The organism is Novosphingobium sp., from assembly GCF_037133355.1.
Lineage (GTDB): Bacteria > Pseudomonadota > Alphaproteobacteria > Sphingomonadales > Sphingomonadaceae > Novosphingobium.
In genome coordinates this window covers 35,504-58,491 of the sequence record NZ_JBAXOI010000004.1, presented here as the reverse complement: position 1 = coordinate 58,491, position 22,988 = coordinate 35,504, and the positions used below count along the sequence as shown (strand labels likewise).

Annotated in this window: 28 protein-coding genes; 15 read left to right on the top strand and 13 right to left on the bottom strand. The window is 64.5% G+C overall.

The window, feature by feature from the left end; all coding sequences use genetic code 11:
• Positions 1–104 precede the first annotated feature (104 nt).
• Genes WCL10_RS05745 through WCL10_RS05735 form a run of 3 tightly spaced genes read left to right on the top strand, consistent with a single transcriptional unit; the run spans position 105 to position 1,365 of the window.
• The gene (locus WCL10_RS05745; protein ID WP_336894677.1) at positions 105–332 is read left to right on the top strand and encodes an AbrB/MazE/SpoVT family DNA-binding domain-containing protein; all 228 of its coding nucleotides are present in this window, start codon (positions 105–107) and stop codon (positions 330–332) included.
• 3 nt (positions 333–335) lie between these two features.
• Positions 336–725: a type II toxin-antitoxin system death-on-curing family toxin gene (locus WCL10_RS05740; RefSeq protein WP_336894676.1), complete on the top strand. Its 390-nt coding sequence runs from the start codon at positions 336–338 to the stop codon at positions 723–725.
• A 58-nt stretch (positions 726–783) separates the two neighbouring features.
• A complete protein-coding gene (locus tag WCL10_RS05735) occupies positions 784–1,365 on the top strand; it encodes a hypothetical protein (protein ID WP_336894675.1) in 582 nt (193 codons plus the stop codon).
• Positions 1,366–1,462: 97 nt separating this feature from the next.
• On the opposite strand, the gene WCL10_RS05730 is transcribed toward WCL10_RS05735, so the two are convergent.
• The 3 genes from WCL10_RS05730 to WCL10_RS05720 all read right to left on the bottom strand — a co-directional run bounded on the left by WCL10_RS05730 (position 1,463) and on the right by WCL10_RS05720 (position 2,608).
• Positions 1,463–1,942, bottom strand: coding sequence for a YaiI/YqxD family protein (locus tag WCL10_RS05730; protein WP_336894674.1), 480 nt, complete (start codon positions 1,940–1,942; stop codon positions 1,463–1,465).
• Between the two features lie 66 nt (positions 1,943–2,008).
• Positions 2,009–2,146: a hypothetical protein gene (locus tag WCL10_RS05725; protein WP_336894673.1), complete on the bottom strand. Its 138-nt coding sequence runs from the start codon at positions 2,144–2,146 to the stop codon at positions 2,009–2,011.
• A gap of 171 nt (positions 2,147–2,317) precedes the next feature.
• Positions 2,318–2,608 carry a hypothetical protein gene (locus tag WCL10_RS05720; protein ID WP_336894672.1) on the bottom strand — a complete coding sequence of 97 codons (291 nt, stop codon included), beginning with the start codon at positions 2,606–2,608 and terminating at the stop codon, positions 2,318–2,320.
• A 133-nt stretch (positions 2,609–2,741) separates the two neighbouring features.
• Between WCL10_RS05720 and WCL10_RS05715 the strand changes: the two genes are divergently transcribed.
• A complete protein-coding gene (locus tag WCL10_RS05715) occupies positions 2,742–3,080 on the top strand; it encodes a hypothetical protein (protein ID WP_336894671.1) in 339 nt (112 codons plus the stop codon).
• Positions 3,081–3,083: 3 nt separating this feature from the next.
• On the opposite strand, the gene WCL10_RS05710 is transcribed toward WCL10_RS05715, so the two are convergent.
• From WCL10_RS05710 to WCL10_RS05690, 5 genes are read right to left on the bottom strand one after another with little or no spacing between them, the layout of a single operon-like run.
• Positions 3,084–3,386: an alkylphosphonate utilization protein gene (locus WCL10_RS05710; RefSeq protein ID WP_336894670.1), complete on the bottom strand. Its 303-nt coding sequence runs from the start codon at positions 3,384–3,386 to the stop codon at positions 3,084–3,086.
• Positions 3,376–3,756, bottom strand: a complete 381-nt coding sequence (locus WCL10_RS05705) for a DoxX family protein (protein ID WP_336894832.1) — start codon at positions 3,754–3,756, stop codon at positions 3,376–3,378. Before WCL10_RS05705 ends, WCL10_RS05710 begins: the two co-directional genes overlap by 11 nt.
• A 29-nt stretch (positions 3,757–3,785) precedes the next feature.
• Positions 3,786–4,622 (bottom strand): 2,3,4,5-tetrahydropyridine-2,6-dicarboxylate N-succinyltransferase, encoded by an 837-nt coding sequence (gene dapD, locus WCL10_RS05700; protein WP_336894669.1) that lies wholly within the window; start codon positions 4,620–4,622, stop codon positions 3,786–3,788.
• Positions 4,623–4,652: 30 nt separating this feature from the next.
• Positions 4,653–5,342 (bottom strand): pyrimidine 5'-nucleotidase, encoded by a 690-nt coding sequence (locus tag WCL10_RS05695; protein ID WP_336894668.1) that lies wholly within the window; start codon positions 5,340–5,342, stop codon positions 4,653–4,655.
• A gap of 1 nt (position 5,343) precedes the next feature.
• Complete coding sequence (locus tag WCL10_RS05690) at positions 5,344–6,501, bottom strand: PQQ-dependent sugar dehydrogenase (protein WP_336894667.1); 1,158 nt, start codon at positions 6,499–6,501, stop codon at positions 5,344–5,346.
• Between the two features lie 82 nt (positions 6,502–6,583).
• On the opposite strand from WCL10_RS05690, the gene WCL10_RS05685 reads away from it, so the two are divergent.
• The 3 genes from WCL10_RS05685 (at position 6,584) to folP (ending at position 9,787) form a co-directional block, all read left to right on the top strand.
• Complete coding sequence (locus WCL10_RS05685; protein WP_336894666.1) at positions 6,584–7,174, top strand: ribonuclease HII; 591 nt, start codon at positions 6,584–6,586, stop codon at positions 7,172–7,174.
• A gap of 199 nt (positions 7,175–7,373) precedes the next feature.
• Positions 7,374–8,528, top strand: a complete 1,155-nt coding sequence (locus WCL10_RS05680) for a site-specific DNA-methyltransferase (RefSeq protein ID WP_336894665.1) — start codon at positions 7,374–7,376, stop codon at positions 8,526–8,528.
• Positions 8,529–8,677: 149 nt separating this feature from the next.
• Positions 8,678–9,787 (top strand): dihydropteroate synthase, encoded by a 1,110-nt coding sequence (folP, locus tag WCL10_RS05675; protein ID WP_336894664.1) that lies wholly within the window; start codon positions 8,678–8,680, stop codon positions 9,785–9,787.
• On the opposite strand, the gene WCL10_RS05670 is transcribed toward folP, so the two are convergent.
• A complete protein-coding gene (locus tag WCL10_RS05670; protein ID WP_336894663.1) occupies positions 9,768–10,943 on the bottom strand; it encodes a CoA transferase in 1,176 nt (391 codons plus the stop codon). The genes folP and WCL10_RS05670 overlap by 20 nt on opposite strands.
• 95 nt (positions 10,944–11,038) lie before the next feature.
• Positions 11,039–12,457 carry a sigma-54 dependent transcriptional regulator gene (locus WCL10_RS05665; RefSeq protein ID WP_336894662.1) on the bottom strand — a complete coding sequence of 473 codons (1,419 nt, stop codon included), beginning with the start codon at positions 12,455–12,457 and terminating at the stop codon, positions 11,039–11,041.
• A 156-nt stretch (positions 12,458–12,613) separates the two neighbouring features.
• On the opposite strand from WCL10_RS05665, the gene WCL10_RS05660 reads away from it, so the two are divergent.
• From WCL10_RS05660 to WCL10_RS05630, 7 genes are read left to right on the top strand one after another with little or no spacing between them, the layout of a single operon-like run.
• The gene (locus WCL10_RS05660; protein ID WP_336894661.1) at positions 12,614–12,748 is read left to right on the top strand and encodes a hypothetical protein; all 135 of its coding nucleotides are present in this window, start codon (positions 12,614–12,616) and stop codon (positions 12,746–12,748) included.
• 7 nt (positions 12,749–12,755) lie between these two features.
• A complete protein-coding gene (locus WCL10_RS05655; protein WP_336894660.1) occupies positions 12,756–13,886 on the top strand; it encodes an NAD(P) transhydrogenase subunit alpha in 1,131 nt (376 codons plus the stop codon).
• A 14-nt stretch (positions 13,887–13,900) separates the two neighbouring features.
• Complete coding sequence (locus WCL10_RS05650; protein WP_336894659.1) at positions 13,901–14,185, top strand: proton-translocating transhydrogenase family protein; 285 nt, start codon at positions 13,901–13,903, stop codon at positions 14,183–14,185.
• On the top strand, positions 14,185–15,600 hold the full coding sequence (locus WCL10_RS05645) for an NAD(P)(+) transhydrogenase (Re/Si-specific) subunit beta (protein WP_336894658.1): 1,416 nt from the start codon (positions 14,185–14,187) through the stop codon (positions 15,598–15,600). The genes WCL10_RS05650 and WCL10_RS05645 overlap by 1 nt, the downstream gene beginning before the upstream one ends.
• Before the next feature lie 20 nt (positions 15,601–15,620).
• Positions 15,621–17,018 carry an APC family permease gene (locus tag WCL10_RS05640; RefSeq protein WP_336894657.1) on the top strand — a complete coding sequence of 466 codons (1,398 nt, stop codon included), beginning with the start codon at positions 15,621–15,623 and terminating at the stop codon, positions 17,016–17,018.
• A 35-nt stretch (positions 17,019–17,053) separates the two neighbouring features.
• Positions 17,054–17,347, top strand: a complete 294-nt coding sequence (locus tag WCL10_RS05635; RefSeq protein ID WP_336894656.1) for a hypothetical protein — start codon at positions 17,054–17,056, stop codon at positions 17,345–17,347.
• On the top strand, positions 17,308–18,570 hold the full coding sequence (locus WCL10_RS05630) for a deoxyguanosinetriphosphate triphosphohydrolase (RefSeq protein WP_336894831.1): 1,263 nt from the start codon (positions 17,308–17,310) through the stop codon (positions 18,568–18,570). Before WCL10_RS05635 ends, WCL10_RS05630 begins: the two co-directional genes overlap by 40 nt.
• Before the next feature lie 3 nt (positions 18,571–18,573).
• Here WCL10_RS05630 and WCL10_RS05625 read toward each other — a convergent pair whose 3' ends face one another.
• Positions 18,574–18,714 (bottom strand): Entericidin EcnA/B family protein, encoded by a 141-nt coding sequence (locus WCL10_RS05625; RefSeq protein ID WP_336894655.1) that lies wholly within the window; start codon positions 18,712–18,714, stop codon positions 18,574–18,576.
• Between the two features lie 128 nt (positions 18,715–18,842).
• On the opposite strand from WCL10_RS05625, the gene WCL10_RS05620 reads away from it, so the two are divergent.
• Positions 18,843–20,399 carry a long-chain-fatty-acid--CoA ligase gene (locus WCL10_RS05620; protein WP_336894654.1) on the top strand — a complete coding sequence of 519 codons (1,557 nt, stop codon included), beginning with the start codon at positions 18,843–18,845 and terminating at the stop codon, positions 20,397–20,399.
• Here the strand turns inward: WCL10_RS05620 and WCL10_RS05615 are convergent.
• Together WCL10_RS05615 and WCL10_RS05610 are read right to left on the bottom strand one after the other, a co-directional pair.
• Positions 20,396–21,298: a DMT family transporter gene (locus WCL10_RS05615; protein ID WP_336894653.1), complete on the bottom strand. Its 903-nt coding sequence runs from the start codon at positions 21,296–21,298 to the stop codon at positions 20,396–20,398. The genes WCL10_RS05620 and WCL10_RS05615 overlap by 4 nt on opposite strands.
• A 44-nt stretch (positions 21,299–21,342) precedes the next feature.
• Positions 21,343–22,860 (bottom strand): CpaF family protein, encoded by a 1,518-nt coding sequence (locus WCL10_RS05610; protein WP_336894652.1) that lies wholly within the window; start codon positions 22,858–22,860, stop codon positions 21,343–21,345.
• Between the last annotated feature and the right edge of the window lie 128 nt (positions 22,861–22,988).

Below are 22,988 nucleotides of genomic sequence, written 5' to 3'. Positions count from 1 at the left end.
GGTCGGAGGGGTAAAGCCTCTCTCGGGAAGGGCAATAGACCGCCCACAACCCTACGCAAAAGCCGCAGGTTGCAAATCACTGTCAGTTGCGTTATAACTCCTGTATGAACGCAACCCTCAAGATCACCAAGATTGGCAATTCCGCCGGGATCATCCTCCCGCGTGAAATGCTGTCGCACCTGGGTGCCGAGGTCGGAGAAACGCTCTCGGTTGTCACCACGCCGGGCGGTATCGAGCTTCGCGCCGAAGAGCCTGACTTTGAGGCGCAAATGGCTGCCGCGCGCGAAGTCATGGCGCGCCGCAAGCGCGCGCTTCGCGAACTCGCCAAGTAATTTATGGCCCATGGCTGGATCTGGGTCGCGCCCGATGTGGCGCGCGCGGCGCATGCTGAGCAGCTCGCCGAACATGGCGGCGCAGAAGGCGTGCGCGATGATGGCCTGCTTGAAAGTGCTTTCGCGCGCCCTCGCAATCTTGCCGACTATGGCGAACCTGATGCAGCTGCCCTTGCGGCAGCTTATGCCTATGGCATCGCCCGCAATCATCCGTTTGTTGATGGCAACAAGCGCACTGCGGCGGTCGTCGCGGAAACATTTCTGGTGCTTAACGGCTTCATGCTGACGGCAACCGACGCCGAACTCGTCGTTGCTTTCCTCGCGCTCGCCGCCGGAGAGCTCACCGAGGAGGAACTCACCGAATGGTTCCGCCAGCACCTCCGCGCCGCCTGAACGCACCCGGAAAAGCACCACTTTCCTACAATGTACCATATAGGTTATTTGCGGGCGCATGGACAAGCCCGAACCCCTGCGCGCAACGCGCCCTCCGCGTCCCGACAACTGGAACAAGGTCAAGATGGCCGGGTTCCTGAGGGAACTCGCCGCCACCCACAGTGTCGCTGCGGCGGCCAAGTCTGTCGGCATGAGCCGCCAGTCGGCCTACCGCCTGCGCGCCCGATTGAAGGGCGAGCCCTTCGATATCGCGTTGGAAACCGCCTTCCAGCACGGCTATGATGCCCTGGCGCAAGCCGCGCTCGAACGCGCGCTGCATGGTGTCGAAGTGCCACATTTCCACAAGGGCGAGCTGGTTCACGTCTCGCGCAAGTTCGATGAGCGTCTCACCGTTTTCCTCCTCGCCGCGCGCAATGCCCAGGGCGCGCAGCAGCTGTCGCGCTACGGTGCGGCCGGTGAATTCTGGTCGGAAAGCTGGGACAAGCTCCTCAAACGTATCGAAGAGGGCCCCGCGTTCTGGGACTTCGAGGACAAAGCGCACCGCCCTAGCGAGGAGGCACGCGCGCGGCAGGCAATGGACCGTCAGGTAATCGATGGAGTGGCGGGCGGCCGCCCGGCTGCAACCGGCGCGAAGTGGTAGTGATCCGAGGGTTGTCACTGTGACCCTCGCTCACGCAACCTACGGAAAAGGCAGAAAAAAGATCGGTATCGCGAGGGTTACAGGGTGTAACCCTGTGTCACCCTCGCTTCAGCCGCACCAGCGCCTCGTCCAGCGCGCCGAGAAAGCGCGAGCGGTCGGTCTTGGAGAACGGGGCAGGGCCGCCGATTGCATCGCCGCCCGCGCGCAGATCTGCCATGATCGCGCGGGTGGCGATCTGGCTGCCGATCGAGCTCGTAGTGAAGGGCTTGCCGGTGGAGGGGAGCACCTGCGCGCCCGCCTTAAGGCAGCGGTCCGCCAGCAGGATATCGGCGGTCACTACCACGCAGCGCTTGTCTGCTTCCTCGGCGATCCAGTCATCCGCCGCGTCGAAACCGCCGTCCACCACCACACGCCGCACCAGTGGATGGACCGGCACGCGGAACGGGGAATTGCTGACCACAACGACGCCGACGTCATGCCGCCACGCGACCTTGTAGATCTCATCCTTGACCGGGCAGGCATCCCCATCCACCAGAATGCGGATGGGAGCAGGGTCGGAGGTTTGGGATTCGCTCATGCCGGGCGTTTGCCACAGCGGATCACGTCCGGACAGGGCAATCAGGCCGCGTTCCTGACAGGTCGCTCAGCTGCTGCGCTTCATGTTGTCGAGCCCGGCGACCACGCCCGGCTTCTGGCTGGGATTGGAAGCATTGAGCTTCTTGGGCGCTTCGGCCTTGGGTTTGCGGGCTTCGCGGTTCGATTTCTTCTGGCCTTTGGCCATGCCGGCTCTCCGTCCGGGCGGCATGCCCGGCTTTTGGCGGTAGGCCTTTGTCTCAGGCTTGACCAGCAATCCCGGCTGTTCCGGCTCGCAGGCACGAAAAAGCCCCTGCGAAACGCCGGACGGGCGCGGCGCAGGGGCTCTTTCAGCGGGACTGCAAAGCAGCCCGCGATATCAGTTCGAGGCGACCAGGATGCCCAGCGCCTTCGCTTCGGCCTGCGTGAATTCAACCGGCTGATGGTTGAACGTGCCGGTCACATAACGGCCGCGCACATGGAGCTCGAACGGCGACTTGCCGTTGAAAGCAGTGCCGCGGATCACGCGTTCGCCATTGGCGACTTGCGTGTTGTAGGTGTAGGTAACACCTTCGTGCGTGAACCGCGTGCCCGCGTCGTCGGCATGGGCAAGGGCCGGAGCAGCAAGCAGGGCAGCAGCGGCAGCGATCTGGAAGGACTTGAGAAACATGGCAATATCTCCTTTGAAACCGGAAGAAATTGCCTTCGAGCACCCCTATGTTCTGGTTGCCCCACACATGGTGCAGCGCACAATATCCCGCAAATGTAATGATCGCCGAGCCAGTTGCAAATTGCGCAATCGTTTGGTTCCTGCCCTTACGGTGGTGCTGTGCGCGGCCCTCGCTGCCTGTGCGCCAAAGGCTGCGGCGCCCACGCCTGCGCCAGCGCCCGTCATCGTCGGGGGATGGCAGCCCGCCGATACCAAGGACGAGGACGTCATCGCCGCGGCCAGCTATGCGGCCGGTCTCGTGCCGTCCGGCCATGGCGCAATGGCCGAGGTCACTTCGGCCGAGACGCAAGTGGTGGCCGGCACCAACATTCGCATGGTGCTGCGCTTTGCCGATGGCTCGCACTGGAAGGCTACCGTCTGGCACCGCCTCGACGGATCGTTCGCGCTCACCGAGGCCGAACCTCTGCCTTGAAACTCAGCGCTTTTTCACGAATTCGGCGCGGAGCACCAGGCCCTTGATCCCGTCGAAGCGGCAGTCGATCTCCTGCGCATCGCCGGTCAGGCGGATCGACTTGATCAACGTACCACGCTTCAGCGTCTGGCCCGCGCCCTTGACTTCAAGGTCCTTGATCAGCGTTACCTGATCGCCATCGGCAAGGAGGTTGCCAACCGCATCGCGCACTTCGACCGTGCCTTCTGCCACGCGCTTTGCGGCAAGTTCGGAAGCCGGCAGCCACTCGCCGCTGTCCTCGTCGTAGACGTAGTCTTCATCGCTCATGACTTGTTCGATTCCCGAAGGGCAGGACGCCCGAAACCCAAAGTGCCAGCCAAACCAGCACCGGCTGCAAGAACATGCGCGGCACATGGTAACCAAGGCCGAGCCCGTGATCGGGCCGCGCCATGTCGCGGATGAAATGGACGATGTTTGCCGGGAACACGCAGACGGCATAGGCGGCAAGCCCCCATCCCGCCGCGCGGCGCAGGGCGGGGGACCAAGGCTGGAGCAGCCCCGCTGCGCCCGCCAGTTCGGCGATGCCGGTCAGCATGACCACAAGTTCTGGCGCAGGCACCCAGTCCGGCATGATGCCGAGGAATGGGCGGGGGGCAGCAAGATGCAGCGCCCCGGCCAGTGCATAGAGCAGCGCCAGGACCCAGCGCGTGCAGGTGCGGGCGGTGCTCAGTCGCGCAGCAATTCGTTGATCCCGGTCTTGCTCCGGGTCTGCGCGTCGACGGTCTTCACGATCACGGCGCAGTAGAGCGAAGGCCCGGGGGTACCGTCGGGCAAGGGCTTGCCCGGCATGGCGCCCGGCACGACCACGGCATAAGGCGGCACGCGGCCCATGTGGACCTCGCCCGTCGCGCGGTCGACGATCTTGGTGGAGGCGCCGAGATAGACGCCCATCGAAAGCACCGCGCCTTCGCCGACGATGACGCCCTCGGCCACTTCGGAACGCGCACCGATGAAGGCGCCGTCCTCGATGATCACAGGGCCCGCCTGCAGCGGTTCGAGCACGCCGCCGATGCCAGCGCCACCTGAGATGTGCACGTTCTTGCCGATCTGTGCGCAGGATCCGACCGTTGCCCAGGTATCGACCATCGTGCCTTCATCGACATAAGCGCCGATGTTCACGAAGCTCGGCATCAGGACCACGCCCTTGGCAATATGCGCGCCCCGCCGCGCCACTGCGCCCGGGACCACGCGGAAGCCTGCTTCGCGGAAACGGTTCTCGCCCCAGCCTGCGAACTTGGAGGGCACCTTGTCGTAAGCCGGTGCGCCGCCCGAACCCTGCTCGATCACCGCGTTGTCATTGAGCCGGAACGAGAGCAGCACCGCCTTCTTGAGCCACTGGTTGACCTGCCAGGTGCCATCGACCTTTTCGGCGACGCGCACCAAGCCGGCATCGAGCAATGCGAGCGCGGTCTCGACCACCTCCCATACCCCGGCGCTGGCCGGCGTAACATTGGCGCGGTCATCCCAGGCAGCCTCGATCGCGGCCTGCAGTTCAGCAGTCATGGCAAAGTTCCCCAAAGCGGTCGCCGCCGCCTAACCGAGCGCGGCGCTGCCCGCAAGCTCCGGGGCCAGCGTATCGAGCCAAAGCGGCAGATCGTCGATGACAAGATCGATCGCCGCATCGTCCTTGGCGCGGTCGCCCCATTCGCTCGCGCAGTCGAGCCAGACAGTCTGCATGCCAAGCGCCTTGGCAGGGGGCAGGTTGCGCGCTGAGTCCTCGACGAACACGGCGCGCTCGGGGTCAAACCCGAAAGCCTCGATCAGCCCGTGATAGGCGGACGGTTCGGGCTTTGGCTTGTAGTCCATCGCGACAACGTCCCACATACCCTCGAAGCAGCCATCAAGGCCGAGCGCTTCCAGCACCCGCTCGGCATAAGGCCGGTCGCCGTTGGTGAAGATCAGCCGGCGGCCCGGCAGGGCCATGATCCGCTCGGCAAGGCGCGGGGCCTTGGCCAGCACGGTCATGTCGACATCATGCACGAAGTCGAGGAACTCGCGCGGGTCGATGGCGTGATAGTGCATCAGGCCCGCAAGAGTGGTGCCGTGATCGTGAAAATACATCTTCTGCACGCGCCGCGCTTCCTGCGCGTCGCAGCCCAGCAGATTGGCGATAAACTGCCCCATGCGCTGGTCGATCTGGCCGAACAGGCCGCAGGCCGGGGGATAGAGCGTGTAGTCGAGATCGAAGATCCAGCAATCAACGCGGGTGGGGTCAAACGGCACGTCAGCTCCCTGTCGGCGCGGGGACAAGCTTGCGCAGGCGGCCACCGCGGCCGTCCTCCAGGATGTAAAGCGCCCCGTCCGGTCCTTCCTTCACCTCGCGGATGCGATTGCCAAGCGGAATGCGCTCGATCTCTTCGCCGCGCTCGCCGGTTGTGGCGACCCGAACAAGCGCCTGCGCGACCATGCCGGTGCAGATCGCGTGGCCTTTCCACCCCGCGAAGAGATCGCCCTTGTAAAAGATGAGGTCCCCCGGCGCGATCACCGGGTTCCAGCTGATCGCCGGGGCTTCCAGATCGGGCCGCGTGGCGTGTCGCGGTATTGGCGTGCCGTCATAGTTGTCACCATTGGAAACCAGCGGCCAGCCATAGTTCTTGCCGGGTTTGACCAGATTGAGCTCGTCTCCGCCCTTGGGCCCATGCTCCAGATCCCAGAGCTGGCCCTTGGTATCGAAGGCAAGACCCAGTGCGTTGCGGTGGCCATAAGACCAGATCTGCGGGCCAGCGCCGGACTTGCTGGCGAACGGATTGCCGGGCGCCGGTTTCCCATTGAGGGTAAGGCGCACGATCTTGCCGAGATTGACCTTGAGGTTCTGCGCCGGGGTAAACCGTTGCCGTTCGCCCGAACTGACGAACAGGTACTGACCGTCGGGCGAGAACGCTATGCGGTGCGAGAAGTGGCCCTGGCCCTCCACTTTGGGCCCTTGCCGCCAGATCACCTTGAGCCCGACAAGCTTGGGCCCGCCAGCAAAATCCAGCTTCGCGCGCCCCACCACAGCGCCGCGCGTATCGTTGGGCCCGGACTCGACCCAGCTGAGGTAGATCATCTTGCTGATCTTGTAATCGGGCGCGGGCACGACATCGCCGAACCCGCCCTGGCCGCCATAGGCCACTTGCGGCACCCCTGCCACCTCGCGGATGCGCAGGCCATGGCGCCAGACCTTGAGCTTGCCGGCCTTTTCGGTGATGAGCGCATAGGAGCTGCCGGGCAGGAAGGTCATCGCCCAGGGCTCGTCGAACACGGCCTCGTCGGTGATTGCCACTTGCGTGAGCTGGGGCTTGGGGCTGGTCACTATGACATTGTCACCGGCTTCTGCCGGGCTCGAGCAGCCGGCAGTAGCAAGCGCCGCGAGCACTATTCCGGAAAGGACCTTCGTTTTCATGCCCGCTAGAATGCCAGCGAAAGGCCCTTCTGTCAGCGCCGGTTCGGCGCCTTGGAGGAACGCCCTGCCTCTCGCGCCGGGCATGGTTGTCGGCGTGGACGAGGCGGGCCGCGGGCCTTTGGCAGGGCCGGTGGTGGCAGCCGCGGTGGTGCTGGGTCCGCAGCCGCCAGAAGGCCTCGCCGATTCCAAGGCGATCAGCGCGAAGCGCCGGGCGCGGCTTGAGCCGCTGATCCGCGAGACATGTCTTTGGGGGCTGGGTGTTGCCGAAGTCGCGGAAATCGACCGGCTCAACATCTTTGCGGCGACCTTGCTCGCCATGACCCGCGCCGTCGCCGCACTTGCTGGGCAGCACGGCAGCGATGGCATTGGGATGGTCCTGGTCGATGGAAACCTGACCCCGACCGGGCGCTGCGAGGGCTGGGTCTGGCCATCCCGTGCGATCGTGCGCGGCGATGCCAGCGAACCGTGCATCTCCGCCGCCTCGATCCTCGCCAAAGAGCATCGCGACCGGCTGATGCGTGCGGCTGCGGCCGAATTTCCGCACTATGGCTGGGAGCGCAACGCCGGTTACGGCACCGCCGAACACATGGCCGCGCTGCGCCAATATGGCGCCTGCTCGCACCATCGTCGCAGCTTTGCCCCCGTTGCCGCGGTGCTGGGCGACGCCGGATAATTTTTTCGCCGGTGAATCCGGGTTGCCACACCACCAGATATAGCGCGCGCCGCCAAGGCGAGACTCCAGATGTAGACGCGGACTCGTTCCGTTCTCACTCCTTTGGAGCCCGCGACTCGCCAGATTCCGGCGAGTCGCGGCTTGACGGCGAGTCGCCGATGATTCACTGGTCATCCATACAGCAGGGGACAAGGCGGCAATGGTGACTCTGGCAAAGGAACGTCTGACCAAAGGCGCGTCGCGTCCGCTGCGCAGTGCCGAGGCAGCGGTGGCTACGAGGCTTGCGCTCCCGCTCGGGCAGATCCTGCGCGGCGACTGCATTCAGCGGATGCGCGAACTCCCCTCCGCATCGATCGATCTCATCTTTGCCGATCCGCCCTACAACCTCCAACTGGGCGGTGATCTCGCACGGCCCGACGGCAGCCACGTCGATGCCGTGACCGATGACTGGGACAAGTTCGACAGCTTCGAACGCTACGACACCTTTACCCGCGAATGGCTCACCGAGGCACGCCGGCTCCTGAAGCCCGACGGCGCGATCTGGGTGATCGGCTCCTACCACAACATCTTCCGCGTCGGCGCGCTGTTGCAGGATCTCGGCTTCTGGATCCTCAATGACATCGTGTGGCGCAAGGCAAACCCCATGCCCAATTTCAAGGGCACACGCTTCACCAACGCGCATGAAACGCTGATCTGGGCCTCGCGCAGCGAAAAGGCGAAATACACCTTCAACTACCGCGCGATGAAGACCCTGAATGACGAGCTGCAGATGCGTTCGGACTGGGTTCTCCCGATCTGCGGCGGGCCTGAGCGCATCCGCAAGGGCGGGGTCAAGGCGCATCCGACGCAAAAGCCCGAGGCGTTGCTCTACCGGGTGATGCTGGCGACGACCAATCCCGGCGATGTCGTGCTCGATCCCTTCTTCGGCACCGGGACCACAGGCGCGGTCGCCCGCCGCCTGGGCCGTGAATGGATCGGCTGCGAGCGCGAGGAAGATTACATCGCGGTCGCCGAAGAGCGCATTGCCGCTGCGTTACCCCTCGATGAAAGCGCGCTCACCACGATGATGAGCAAGCGCAGCGCGCCCCGGGTTGCATTTGGCCAATTGGTCGAGACCGGCATGATCGCCCCGGGCACCGTGCTGTTCGACCGCAAGCGGCGCTGGACCGCCAGCGTGCGCGCAGATGGCTCGATCATGGCGGGCGCCGCATCGGGTTCGATCCACAGCGTCGGTTCGGCCGTGCAAGACGCGCCGGCCTGCAATGGCTGGACTTTCTGGCACCTGGAGCACGAAGGCGAGGTCAAGCCGCTCGACACGCTGCGCCAGCGCTATCTGCTCGCAGTGGAAGACTGACGTGCTGCCGCTGTTCGGCCCAGTGCTGGTTACGCTGCAAGACCCGCTTTTGCTGCGCTGCCATGCCCGGTGGACGGGCACAATGCTGATGCAGCGCCTGCGCGACATGCGTCTCGCCGCACTCCGTCGGCCGCGCTAGGGCAAGCAGCATGCAAAAGCTCTACATCCGCCCCATCGCCATGGCCGAAAGCCCGCAGAGCGAGGAGGGCGGGGCAATCCGCCTGGCTGGCGGACTCGTCTATGCCGCCCGCTTTGCGCTGATTGTACGCGAGGGCACACGCGTCGTCTCGCGCCGCCGTTTCTCCGCAGACGAGGCGTGCGATCTGCTTGGCGCGCTGCCCGATGCTCTGGCTGCCGAGGCCGCAGCCCAGTGGGCCAATCTGAAGGCGGCGCACGCCCCGCTCACTTGCGGGGAGCGCATGGTCCGGTTCGATCAGCCGCAGGTCATGGGCATTCTCAATGTAACGCCCGACAGCTTCTCGGATGGCGGCAAGTTCCTCGACAAGCCGGATGCCGCGCTGGAACATGCTGCAGAAATGCTGGAAGCGGGCGCGGCGATCATCGACGTCGGTGGGGAATCGACCCGCCCCGGCGCCCCGGCCGTCTGGGAGGGCGACGAGGTCAAGCGCGTCGTCCCGGTCATCGCCAAGCTCGCCGCCAGCGGTGCAGCGATCTCGATCGACAGCCGCCGCTCGACCGTGATCGCCGAAGCGCTCGCCGTCGGTGCGCATATCGTCAACGATGTTTCCGCGCTGCGCCACGATCCGCGTTCGCTCGAGGTCGTCGCGGCAAGCCGCGTACCGGTCGTCCTCATGCACGCGCCGGGCGGCGAAAAGGACCTCCATGCCGATGGCGACTACGCCGATGTCGTGCTCGACGTGTTCGATGCGCTGCGCGAGCGGCGCGATGCGGCCGTGGCCGGCGGGATCGCGCGCGACAAGATCCTGCTGGATCCCGGTATCGGCTTCGGCAAATCGCTCGCCGAGAACCTCGCGCTGATCAACGCGCTGCCGCTGTTCCATGCGCTGGGCCAGCCGCTTCTGCTTGGGGCGAGCCGCAAGCGCATGATCGGTGCGCTTTCAAACGAGGCGCCCGCACATCAACGCCTTGGCGGCTCGCTGCTGCTGGCCGCACGCGGGTTCGAGGCCGGTGTGCAACTGGTGCGCGTGCATGATGTCGGCGCGACAGTGCAGGCGCTCCACGTCTGGCGGGGCCTGCGCGACGCGGCGCTGACTGACTTCAGCCAGCTCGGCGCTTGATCGGCGGCAGTGGAGTCGCACCCAGCGCTTCGTTGTCCTCACCGATCCGGGGCGCCGGTTTCACCTCGAAACTGCCGACCGAGAACGTCACCGGGCTCCTCATCTTGAGGTATTCGCCCTCGGTGGGGTGGGTGCGCTTCTGGAAAAAATCGACCGCCTGCAAGTGCGGATCGCTTGTCACATCATCGAGATCACGCACCGGCATGGCCGGGATCTGGTGCTTGGCCATTTTCGCCGCCCATTCCGCCATGGTCAGCTTCGGTGTGCGCTTGGCCATCTCCTCGTAGAATTCGCTGATGTTGCGCATGCGCGAGGGGTAATCGATGAAGCGCGGGTCTTTCGCCAGTTCGGGCGCCTCCAGCAACTCGATAACGGTGTCGATGGCATCGGGCGTGTAAGGCACGATCACCACCCAACCGTCCTTGGCGGGGAAGGGCTGACGGAAAGGATCGAGCTGGCGCGGATAGCCCGCCGGTTCGCGGGGCGGCACCAGCGCCTGCCCGTAGAGATGCTCCTGCATCATGAAATGCGTGAAGGCCTCGAACATCGGGACTTCGACGAATTGCCCTTCGCCGAAGCGGAGTTTGTGGATCACCGCCGCCATCACGGCGTAGGCGCCATGGAGCCCCGATACCTTGTCCGCAATCAGCGAAGGCAGGAAACGCGGGATCGGGTTACCATCGACCCGTCCGAGCAGGTTGGTCGTGCCGGTCGCTGCCTGGATCACGTCGTCGTAGGCCTGAAGGTCGCCATAAGGCCCGCCCGAGCCGAACCCGGTGCAGTGGACGTAGATGATATCGGGCTTCAGCGCCTTCACCGCTTCATAGCCGAAGCCGAGCCGCTCGATCGCCTTGCCGCGCACGTTGTGGATGAAAACATCGGCCTCGGCGAGTTGCGCGGCAAGCACGGCCTTGCCCTCTTCGCTCTTGAGATCAAGCGCCAGGCTGCGTTTGCCCTTGTTGAGGTTGAGCGTGCAGGGCCCCATGCCCGGGGTTACGGCGGGCTTGCCGGCGTGGCGGAAGAGATCGCCCCCCGGAACTTCGACCTTGATCACGTCGGCGCCGAGATCGGCCAGGGTCTCGGTCGCGTAAGGGCCGAACACCACGCTGGTCAGATCAACGATGCGAATGCCTTCGAGCAGTTTCTGCGATGACAAGTTCGGCTCTCCAACGGGCACCTGTGATAAGGCCCTCGCAGTGCAGACTTATCAGCACAGCGCCGGGGAGCAACGCTGCCATTATCGAGAGTACCTCAGGCGACGTTGTCGATGCCGAGTTCGGAAAGCTTGCGATAGAGCGTCGAGCGTCCGATCCCGAGCCGCCGGGCGACTTCGGTCATGCGGCCGCGGTAGTGGCCGATGGCGAGGCGGATGACGTCAGCCTCGATATCCTCGAGCGGGCGCAAGTTGCCGTCGGACGAATACAGCATGACGCCCGCGCCCTCGCTTTGCGCCGGAGCAGCGCGGGGGGCCTCGCCGAGCATGTTCGAGAGGTTGGGGAAGTCCTGCGCGGTCAGCGCCTCGCCGTCGCAGAACACGGCGGCCCGGAACAGGGTTGCCTGAAGCTGGCGCACGTTGCCCGGCCAGTCGTAGGCGGCAAGCAGCGCCAGCGCGCCGTCGGTAATGCCGAGCGGCCTCAGGCCCGGCTGCTCGCCGATGCGGGTGAGGAAGTGGCGGGCGAGCGCGGGAATGTCGCCCACGCGTTCGCGCAGCGCAGGCAAATGGACATGCACCCCGCTCAGCGTCTCGAGCAGCACGGGATCGAACAGCTGGGCCTCGACAAGATCGCCGAGTGCTGCATTGCTGCACACGATCAGACGCACATCCAGGCGGAAACTGTGGCGTGCACCGATTGGCTGGATATCACCACGCTGGAGGAAATGGGCGAGGCGGCTCTGCGCGGGCAGGCACAGACGGTCGATCTCGTCGATCACCAGCGTCCCGCCATCGGCATGCTGCAGTGCGCCGACATGGCGCTCGAAGGCGCCGGGGAAGGCGCCCTTTTCATGCCCGAAGAGCACGGATTCGATCTGGTTGGCCGGAATTCCGCCGGCATTGACGATGCGCAACGGAGCCTTGGCGCGCGGGCTTGCCGCATGCATGGCGCGCACCAGCATCTCCTTGCCGGTGCCGCTCTCGCCTTCGATCAGAACGGTGTTCTGCGTGCGCGCCGCCTTGGCGGCAACGGCCAGCGCGGCGCGAAAGCCGGGGGCGGCACCGATCATCGAATCGAAATCGAGCGTGCCGGTGAACTTTTCGGTGAGCGGCTGCAACTCCTCGGGCGATTCCTCGCGACGGGTCGCGGTGCGCAGTGCCTGGAGCAGCCTGTCGGGCGCGACCGGCTTGATCAGATAGTCTGAGGCGCCTGCCCGCATCGCCTCGACCGCCAGCAGCGGCGAGGCGCTGGTGGTGATCATCAGGATCGGCAGTGCCGGGCGCCGAGCTTTCAGTTCGGCAATGAGCGCACAGGCGGCGTCGCCCGGAACCCATTGATCAAGAATGATTGCGTCGAGCTGCATGCCCTGACGCGTGCCGAGCGTGGCGATCGCGGTCTCGGAATCGCGGGCGATGATCGTGCGCCATCCCTCGCGGGCGGCGAGCGCCGAGATGAGACGGCACTGCGCCGGTTCATCGTCGATGAGCATCAGCAGCCGATCAGTGGGCTCTGCCATGGCTTCCCCGGTTCAATTGCATAGTGCCCGGCTCTAGCCCATTTGGGTAAAGAGCAGATTAAGTGCACTCGCGCGGGTTCCGCTTGAGCCATCGGGGCGGGGCGGTTAGAGCATGCCGCAAAATCATCTCTCGAATGACATCAGGAAGGGTTTGTCATGGGCGCCAGCAACAATGCCGGGAACAACTTGAAGGCAGCGACGGCCACGTATGAGGGCTTCGTCGGGATGATCAAGGTCGCCGTGCCGGTGATCTCGGTCATCGTGCTCTTCGTCATCTATCTGATCGCCTGAGCCGCGAATGGGGGGCACAACCACAATCGCCGTCCTGCGTGAGCGGGCGAGCGGCGAGCACCGGGTGGCGGCAACGCCTGAAACGGTGAAGAAATTCATTGGTCTCGGCGCATCCGTGCGCATCGAGGCAGGGGCAGGTGTTTCCGCGTCGATCAGCGATGAGGCCTATCAGGCCGCCGGCGCCGAGATCGTTGGCGAGGGCGCTGCGGTCGGCGCGGACATCGTGCTTGGCATTCAGGGGCCGGAAGTCGGCGTCCTTGCGGGCGCCAAACCCGGTGCCTGGGTCGTCGCCTCGCTCGACCCGTTCGGACAGCGCGCCCGCGTCGATGCCTATGCGGCAGCCGGGCTTGAGGCGCTGGCAATGGAGTTCATGCCGCGCATCACACGCGCGCAGTCGATGGACATCCTCTCCTCGCAATCGAACCTCGCCGGTTACAAGGCGGTGATCGTGTCGGCAGACCTTTATGGCCGCGCCTTCCCGATGATGATGACCGCTGCTGGCACCGTTTCGGCCGCGAAGGTCTTCGTCATGGGCGTCGGCGTTGCGGGGCTCCAGGCCATCGCCACCGCGCGACGTCTTGGCGGGCAGGTCTCGGCGACCGACGTGCGTTCGGCGACCAAGGAGCAGATCCAGTCGCTCGGCGCCAAGCCGATCTTCGTCGAGAACGTCGCGGGGATCGAGGGCGAGGGTGCGGGCGGCTATGCCACCGAGATGAGCCCGGAGTATCAGGCGGCGCAGGCCGAACTGGTCTCCAGCCACATCGCCAAGCAGGACATCGTGATCACCACCGCGCTGATCCCGGGTCGTCCGGCACCGCGCCTCATCACCGATGCGCAGATCGCCACGATGAAGCCCGGCTCGGTGATCTTCGATCTCGCCGTCTCGGCAGGCGGTAATGTCGAAGGTTCGGTTGCGGACGAGGTGGTCGAGAAGCACGGCGTCAAGATCGTCGGCTATTCCAACACCGCAACGCATCTGGCGGCAGACGCCTCGGCGCTGTTCAGCCGAAACCTGTTCAACTTCCTCTCCGCGTTCTGGGACAAGGAGCAGGGCAAGCCGGTGCTGGACGAAGAAATCGGCAATGCCGTGCGCCTGACGCAAGGCGGCAAGGTCGTCAACGAACGACTGCTCGGGTGAGGGGGCTTTAGAACATGGACTTCATTTCAATCCTGAGCGTCTTCGTGATGGCCTGCTTTGTGGGCTATTACGTGGTCTGGTCGGTCACCCCGGCGCTGCATACGCCGCTTATGGCGGTGACCAATGCGATTTCCTCGGTCATTGTTGTGGGCGCACTTGTTGCGAGTGCGGCTGAGGGTTCGCTCGTCTCGAAGTGGCTGGGGCTACTTGCCGTGGTGCTGGCCTCGGTCAACATCTTCGGCGGCTTTGCCGTCACCGAGCGCATGCTCGCGATGTACAAGAAGAAGGAGAAGAAGTGATGGAACACGTCGCTCCTCCTTCCTGGGTAGGCCTCGCCTATCTCGCCGCCGGTGTGCTGTTCATCATGGCGCTGCGCGGGCTTTCCAGCCCGGCCACGTCGCGCGCGGGCAACCGTTACGGCATCGTCGGCATGACCATCGCGATGGTCACCACACTGGTCACGCACGGCGTTGCCAGCCTGGCTGAAATCGCCGGCGCGGTCGCCATTGGCGGCGGCCTCGGCTTCGTCACCGCGCGGCGGATCAAGATGACCGACATGCCGCAGCTTGTCGCGGCGTTCCACTCGCTTGTCGGCATGGCCGCAGTTCTGGTGGGCCTCGCGGCCTACCTCAATCCGATCGCTTTCGGCATTGCCGGGGCGGACGGGGTGATCGAGGTGCAGAGCTGCATCGAGATGGGTCTCGGCATCGCCATCGGTGCGATCACGTTCTCCGGCTCGGTCATCGCGTTCCTCAAGCTCAACGGCAACATGAGCGGCGCGCCGATCATGCTGCCCGGCCGGCATGTGATCAATCTGGGCACGCTTGTCGCCATCCTGGTGCTGGTGGGCTATTTCACGCAGGATCAGAGCCCCTGGGTGATCGGCGCGATCACCGCGCTCAGCTTCGCCATCGGCTTCCTGCTGATCATCCCGATCGGCGGCGCGGACATGCCGGTCGTCGTCTCGATGCTCAACTCGTACTCGGGCTGGGCCGCGGCGGCGATGGGCTTCACGCTCCACAATACCGCGATGATCATCACCGGCGCGCTGGTGGGTTCGTCGGGCGCGATCCTGTCGTACATCATGTGCAAGGCGATGAACCGCAGCTTCATCTCGGTGATCGCCGGCGGCTTCGGCGCGGCACCGGAAGCGGGCGGCGGCGGCGCGGCCAAGGTGCAGCGTCCGTGGAAGCGCGGCGCGGCCGAGGACGCTGCCTATCTGATGAAGGAAGCCGAGAACGTCATCATCATTCCGGGCTACGGTATGGCGGTGGCGCAGGCCCAGCACGTGCTGCGCGAGATGGGCGACCTCCTCAAGAAGGAAGGCGTCAACGTCAAGTACGCCATCCACCCGGTTGCGGGCCGCATGCCCGGCCACATGAACGTGCTGCTTGCCGAAGCGAACGTGCCGTACGATGAAGTCTTCGAGCTCGAGGACATCAACGGCGAGTTCGCGCAGGCCGACGTCGCGTTCATCATCGGCGCGAACGACGTGGTCAATCCGGCAGCGAAGACCGACAAGTCCTCGCCGATCTACGGCATGCCCGTGTTCGACGTCGACAAAGCGAAGACGGTCATGTTCATCAAGCGCTCGATGGGCGGTGTCGGCTATGCCGGTGTCGACAACGACGTGTTCTACATGGACCAGACCATGATGCTCCTCGCCGACGCCAAAAAGATGGTCGAGGATATCAACAAGGCGCTGGCGCACTGACCGTAAGGGCGAACGGGTCCGTGACCTCGCAGGCACCGGCATCGTCCTCACAAGGAAACAAAAGCTTCGACCGGGTGCTCTCACCCGGCGAAGTTTTTCTGCTTACGTTGTCCGCGCTGTCTCCCGTCATCTCGGTGTTCATCGGCGGCAACGCCATTCTTCACATGGCTGGAACCGGGGCCGCCATCGGTTTCATCTGCGGCGGCTTGATCGCAGCGACAATGGCGCTGCTGTTTGCCGAGTTGTCCGCAAGCTATCCTGGTGCGGGCGGGGTTTATGGGGCCCTGAACGCCATCCTCGGGCCGCGCTGGACTTATCCCTACGTGATCTTGCGAACCGTTCTGCTTTTTCCCCTGCTCGCGTTTGGAGCGGTGGGGGTCGGGCCCTACATTCGGCTGTTTCTGCCGTCGCTGTCGCAGGAGGTTTCCGCGCTTGGCACTCTTGCGTTGGCCGCGCTGATTGCCGCAGCGCAAATCAGGCGGGGCGCGCAAGTGATTGCGGCCTTCTTGCTGATTGAACTTGTTGCGCTGTTGGTGTTGATGATCGCAGCGTTGGCGCACTTCAAGGCGGCCAACATTGGGCTTGTGTTGTCTCCGGTCATTACCTTGGACGGGACCAGTCTTGTTCCGGCGTCAAGCGTGTCCACGGCACTGGCCGTGATTGCAGGTGCCTCGATGACCGCGGGCGCCGACTGGGCGACTTATTTTGCCGAGGACATGCGCGATGCAAAGCGCCGCATGGGCCCTGTTGTCGCCTGGACAGGACTGATCGCAGCCACGTTCATTGCGGTCCCCGTCGTACTCATGATCCTGGGCATGGATGACGTTGCGGCAACGCTCTCGGCCGAGGCGCCGATAGCGCATTTCCTTGACCGCACCACCAGTCCGCTGATCAGTTCGCTCGTGTCGCTCGGCATCATCGTTGCGATCTTCAACGGGGTGACGGCAATGATGATGGCCCTTTCCCGCCAATTGCACGCCATGGGGCGCGACAGAGTGTTCCCGGAAGCAATCAACACTGTGCTGAGAACCGTAAGCCACCGCACGCGTGCGCCGACGGGTGCGCTCCTGGTCCTCATTGTGATCGGCGGCCTCGTCACTTTCCTTGGCGAGCGGCGCCTTGTCCTGTTGTCGAGCGGCAATTTCTCGGAATGCCTTCTGCTTGGGCTGGCGTTGCTTGCCGGACGCAAGGCCGGCGCGCTCAGTGCGCATTTTCGCATCCGGCTTCACCCGTTGGTGCCCATCATCGCACTTCTGCTCAGCGTCTCGATCGTCGCAGCAAATTGGGCCGATGCGGATACGGCGCGGATTTCGATGTGCCTGCTCGTCGCTGTATTCAGCGCCGCCTTCGCCTGGCATGAATGGGGTATTCGCGCCGGGCGCGGTACGGTCCGGCTGAGCGGGAGTGATCTCGAATGACAGTCCGCGCTTTGAATGCTGTGTTGGCCAGCTGCATGATACTCGCCGCCGGTTGCACTCCGGCCAAGCTCGCCGAAGGCCGCGTCCGCTCGGCGCTCATGGATGCCGGGCTCTCGCAGCCCAATGCCGCCTGCATGGCCGAGCGGATGACTGACCGCCTCTCGCTTGGCCAGTTGCGCAAGTTGCAGGCGCTACAGGCGCCCAAGCGCTCGATTTCGGACTACGTCTATACCGTGCGCAAGGTAGGTGATCGCCAGTTGATCGAAGTGACGGTGAGCTCGGCGCTGCTCTGCGCCACCGGCTTTGCGCCGGAGAAGAAGCCGGGCTAAGGCTCGCGGCGCGTCCCCCTTTCAAGGTTCCTTACCAGCATGCAGGCCAAGACGTGACGGACCGCGCCCCTTGGGCCTGTGACCCCGCGCGTTCGCGCGGGCGCGAATTCGCGCTGGCGGGCGAAACCATGCGCGGCCCACGCAGCGTGTTCCAGCGCGACCGCGACCGGATCATCCACTCGATCGCCTTCCGCCGCCTGCGCCACAAGACGCAGGTGTTCATCGCCCCCGACGGCGACCACTACCGCGTTCGCCTCACCCACAGCCTCGAAGTCGCGCAGATCGGCCGGGTGGTCGCGCGCGCGCTGGGGCTGGACGAGGACCTGACCGAGGCGCTGTGCCTTGCGCACGATATCGGCCATCCGCCGTTCGGCCATGCCGGGGAAGACGCGCTGGAAGAGGCCATGGCGGGTCTTGGCGGCTTCGATCACAACGCCAATACCCTGCGCGTGCTGATGCGGCTCGAAAGCCCCTATCCGCGGCATGAAGGACTCAACCTGACGTGGGAGCTGCTCGAGGGTCTGGCCAAGCACAACGGGCCGGTTACCGCGCCGACCTGGGCGCTCGCCGAGCTTGACGCTGCCTTTCCGCTGGAACTGGCGCAGCATGCCTCGCTTGAAGCACAGGTTGCGTCGATCTCTGACGATATTGCTTATGACAACCACGACATCGACGACGGTCTGCGCGCGGGGTTCCTGAATCTCGATACGCTGCTCACGCTGCCATCGCTGGCGGCGCAGTGGCACGATATCGAGGGGCGCTTCCCCGGCGCACCCCGTGAAAGGCTGCTCCGAGAACTGGTGCGTGGGCAGATCGGCCGCATGGTCAACGACGTTATTGGCGAAACGCAGCGCCGCCTGGCCGAAAGCGGCGTTCTGACATCTGAAGACGTGCGCGCCGCAGGTCGACCGCTCGCCGGCTTCTCGGGCGCAATGGCGGCGGAGGAGCGCACCCTCAAGGCCTTCATGTACAAGACGCTCTATCTCCACCCCGATCAGGTCGAGACCGCGAACCGTGCTCGGGCTGTGATTGCGCGCTTGTTTGCCGCCTATCGCGCAGCGCCGGAGAACCTGCCGGAAAGTTGGCGCACAGGGCTACCTGAAGCGGAACCGGCACGCAGCCGCCACATAGCCGACTTCATGGCTGGAATGACTGACAAGTACGCCATGGATTGTTATGCCAAGCTGTTCGGAGAGCGACCCGAAGGCCTCAGCAACGTCTAGGATCTAGCGCTTCTTGTGGATCGCGTCGGAACCAGCCTGGCCGACCGACTGGATATCCCCGCCAAGGCCCTTCACCGTCTTGCAGGCGCTCGTGCCCAGCAGCACCGCGCCGAGCGCGATGGAAAAAATCACCTTGCGTACCATGGGTCTTGTCCCTTTAATCGCGTGGTTAAGTCGCGGGGTCAGCGGCATTGCCTGCGTGCCTGCCACGAGCGAGGTGAACGCGGGGTGAGCGGGCCCGAAACGAGCGACATCAGGATGAGGATGGCGATATGCGCGAGACGGCAGGTTTCGAGACATTCGATGCGTTTTTCCGGCACTGGGCTGCCCAAAAGCCCGATGCGGTTTCGCACGAGCAGGACGGCCGCACGACGACTTATGCCCAGCTCGAGGACTTCTCCCGCCGCTATGCCGCCTTTCTCGCCGCAAAAGGGGTGGTGAAGGGGGACCGCATCGCGTGGATCGGCAAGAACTGCGATCTCTATTTCAAGATGCTGCTGACCTGCGGACGGATCGGCGTTGTCATGGTGCCGATCGGATGGCGCCTCGCACCGGCTGAAATGGCCTATATCCTTGAAGACACGCGCGCCAAGCTGGTCTTTGCCGGGAGCGGCTTCGAAGCGGTCGTGCATGATCTTGCCGCCGCCGCGCCGCTGAAGCCGGAAGTGATCGAGGAAGGCGCAGCCCGCGCTGCAATTCCGCAGATGCCCGCCGATTCCGTCACCGCAGCCGAACCCGAGGCCGCTTTTCTCCAGCTCTACACCTCGGGCACGACCGGCAAGCCCAAAGGCGCGGTGCTGTGTCAGCGCAATTTCATGGGCCTGCGCGGGCCTGCGCTCGAAGCCGGGCTGCCGTGGGCCGAATGGCACGATGACGATGCCATCCTCGTGTGCATGCCCTGTGCGCATATCGGCGGGACGGGCCTTGGCACCATGGCCTTCTGCGGCGGCGCGCGGGCGATCATCCAGGCCGAATTCACCGCCGAGGGCGCGCTCACGGCAATTGGGCAGGGGATCACCCGGTTCTTCATCGTACCCGCTGCCTTGCAGATGCTGATCCAGCATCCGCTCGCCCAGTCGACCGATTTCTCGAAGCTGCGCTACGTGCTCTACGGCGCGGCGCCGATCCCGCTCGAATTGCTTCGTCAGGCGGTCACCACCATTCCGAATGCCGATTTCATGCAGATGTACGGGATGACCGAGACGACTGGCACCATCGCAATTCTGCCGCCGTGGGATCACGATCTGGCCGGTAACGAGCGGATGCGCTCGGCGGGCAAGGCGGTTCCGGGGACGGAGATCCGCATTGTCGATAGCACAGGCAACGAGGTGCCCCGTCGCACCGTGGGCGAGATCCAGATCCACTCGCCCGCCAACATGCTGCACTACTGGCAGCTGCCCGAGGCGACCGCCAAGACGCTCACCCCCGATGGCTGGATCTGCACCGGCGATGCCGCCTACATGGACGAGGACGGTTATGTCTTCATCCAGGACCGCATCAAGGACATGATCATTTCGGGCGGCGAGAACGTCTACCCGGCCGAGGTGGAAAGCGCGATCTATGGCCACCCGCAGGTTGCCGAAGTCGCGGTGATCGGCGTGCCGGACGCGCGCTGGGGTGAGGCGGTGAAGGCCTGCGTTGTCCCGCGCGATGGGTGCGAAGTCGATGAAGCCAGCGTCATCGCCTGGGCGCGCGAGCGGATTGCCGGGTTCAAGGTGCCCAAATCCGTCGACGTCATCCCTGCGCTGCCGCGCAATCCTTCGGGCAAGATCCTGCGCCGCAATCTGCGCGAGCCTTACTGGGAAGGGATGGAGCGGCAGGTCAACTAGGCCGCCGGCGTTCGCTCTCGAGCCTCGCTGCCACGTACCTGCTCGCGCCAGGCGATGATGAGACCCGCCGCGATGATGGCAGGAGCACCGACCCACGTCTGCGCGCCGGGCACATGGGCAAAGACCAGCCAGCCCCACAGCGTGGCCCAGCCAAACTGCGAATAGTCCATCACGATAACGCTGGCGACGCTGCCATAGCGCAGCGCAGCAGTCATCAGTAGCTGTGCGGCAAGCCCGGTTGCACCAATGCCGGCCAGCATGGCCCAGCCCGCAAGATCGTGGTGCGGCAGGCCGGTCCTCAGCATGAACAGGCCCATGGGCGGGACACAGAAGGTCGAGAACCAGAAGACGATGCGAACCGGCTCCTCGGTGCGACCCAGGTCGCGCAGCTGGATTGAAATGACCGCGACCATGAACGCCGCGCCGATCCCGGTAGCTAGACCGGTAAGCGGGATATGGGCCCGGTCCGGCCCGGCAATGATCACGATCCCGATCAGCCCTAGCAAGACGGCAGCCCAGCGCCATGGGCCTACCTTCTCGCCAAGGAGCGCAACCGCGAGCAGCACCGCAAAGATCGGTGCGGTGAAGCCGAGTACAGTCGCCTCAGCAAGCGGCAGGATTTGTACGACGCCCAGCGTCAGAAACATGCTTGTCCCGCCGACGAGCGCTCGGCGAGCATGGCTGCCGATCCGCTTGGTGCGCAGCCGGCCTAGGTCGCCTCGGGCGGCAAGCCACACGAACAATGCGAGGGCGGGGATGAACTGACGCCAGAATAGTGTCTCGGGGAGCCAGATCCCATGCTGACCGGAAAGCTTGACCAGCAACAACATGGCGGAGAGCACCAGCATCGCCAAAAGGCGCAGCGCCAGCGCGAACATTGGTCTCTGTTGGGTCGGCATGCCCCCGCCCATAGGGCAGGAGCTACACCGATCAAGCGATTAGGTTACAGACAAGCATCCAGATAGGCCTGATCGAACCCGAATTGCCGGGCTTTCTCGAGCGTATAGGGGCGCAGGCCCGAGGGGCGGAATTCGCCGATGATCTTGCCATCCTCGCTCTCGTCGAGATACTCGAACTTGAACAGTTCCTGCGTCACGATCACATCGCCTTCCATCCCGATCACCTCGGTGATGTTGGTAGTGCGACGCGAGCCGTCGCGAAGGCGCTTGACCTGGACGATCAGGTCCACCGATTCGGCGATCTGACGCGAGATCGCTTCCTTGGGGATCTTGATGTCGCCCATCAGGATCATGTTTTCCATACGGCCGAGGCATTCGCGCGGGCTGTTGGCGTGGAGCGTACACATCGAACCATCGTGACCGGTGTTCATCGCGGCGAGCAGGTCGAAGCACTCCGCGCCGCGAATTTCGCCCAGGATGATGCGGTCAGGTCGCATACGCAGGGCGTTCTTCACAAGGTCGCCGATGGTGATCGCGCCCTGGCCTTCAAGGTTGGGCGGGCGGGTTTCGAGCGGCAGCCAGTGCGGCTGCTGCAGGCGAAGTTCGGCCGCGTCTTCGATCGTCAGCACGCGCTCGCCCGGATCGATCATCTTTGAAAGGGCGTTGAGCATCGTGGTCTTACCCGAACCCGTACCGCCCGAGATGACCACGTTCATCCGGCACGCGCCCGCGATCTTGAGCGCGGTGCACATCTTGTCGGACATCGAACCGAAGTCGCGAAGCATGTCGAGCGTGATCGGCTTCTCGGAAAACTTACGAATCGAGATCGCGGTACCGCGCAAGCTGAGCGGCGGCACGATGACGTTGACGCGGCTGCCGTCCTTGAGGCGGGCGTCGGCGAGCGGCGTGGTCTGGTCGACGCGGCGGCCGACCTGGTTCACGATGCGCTGGGCGATCTGGAACAAGTGGCTTTCATCGCGGAATCGGATCGGGGCGATGACCAGCTTGCCCTTCTTTTCGATGTAGGTCTGCTCGGGGCCATTGACCATGATATCGGAGATCTCAGGGTCGTTGAGCAGTTCTTCGAGCGGGCCAAAGCCGAGCAGCTCGTCGATCAGCACCTTTTCCAGCGCGAACTGCTCGCGCCGGTTGAGCGTGACCTTGAGCTCGGCCAGCACTTCCATGATGATCGGGCGGAATTCCTCGGAAAGCTCTTCCTTGGTCAGGGTGGCGGCCGCTTCGGGATCGACTCGCTCGAGCAGGCGCGGCAGCACCTGTTCCTTGATCTTGTGAACCGAGGCTTCGAAGCCCTCGGCCTGGTAACCGGGTTCGGCCACGCCATTCGCGCGGTCAGCCAGACGCGTCAGAGCGTCGGACTTGTTGTTGCCACCGGAATCGGCGGAATCCATGCCGGGCAGGGGCGGAAACTGCTCACCGCCCATCGGCACCGGAACCGGCGCGGCAGAGCCTTCGCCCGACTTCATCGGACGCGCCACGCCGAACGAGGGGCGCATGGCAGTGCTGCCCCCGCCAACTCCGGACTTGCGGCCAAATGCGCTCATGCAGAAATCCCTGTTCTCATCGCGAAAGCTTTGGACTGATAATGGTCAGCACGATCTTCCGATGCGTGGTGAATACCGCCGAAACCTTCAGGAATTCCTAAACCGGGATTCGAACAGCCCAAGCGCGG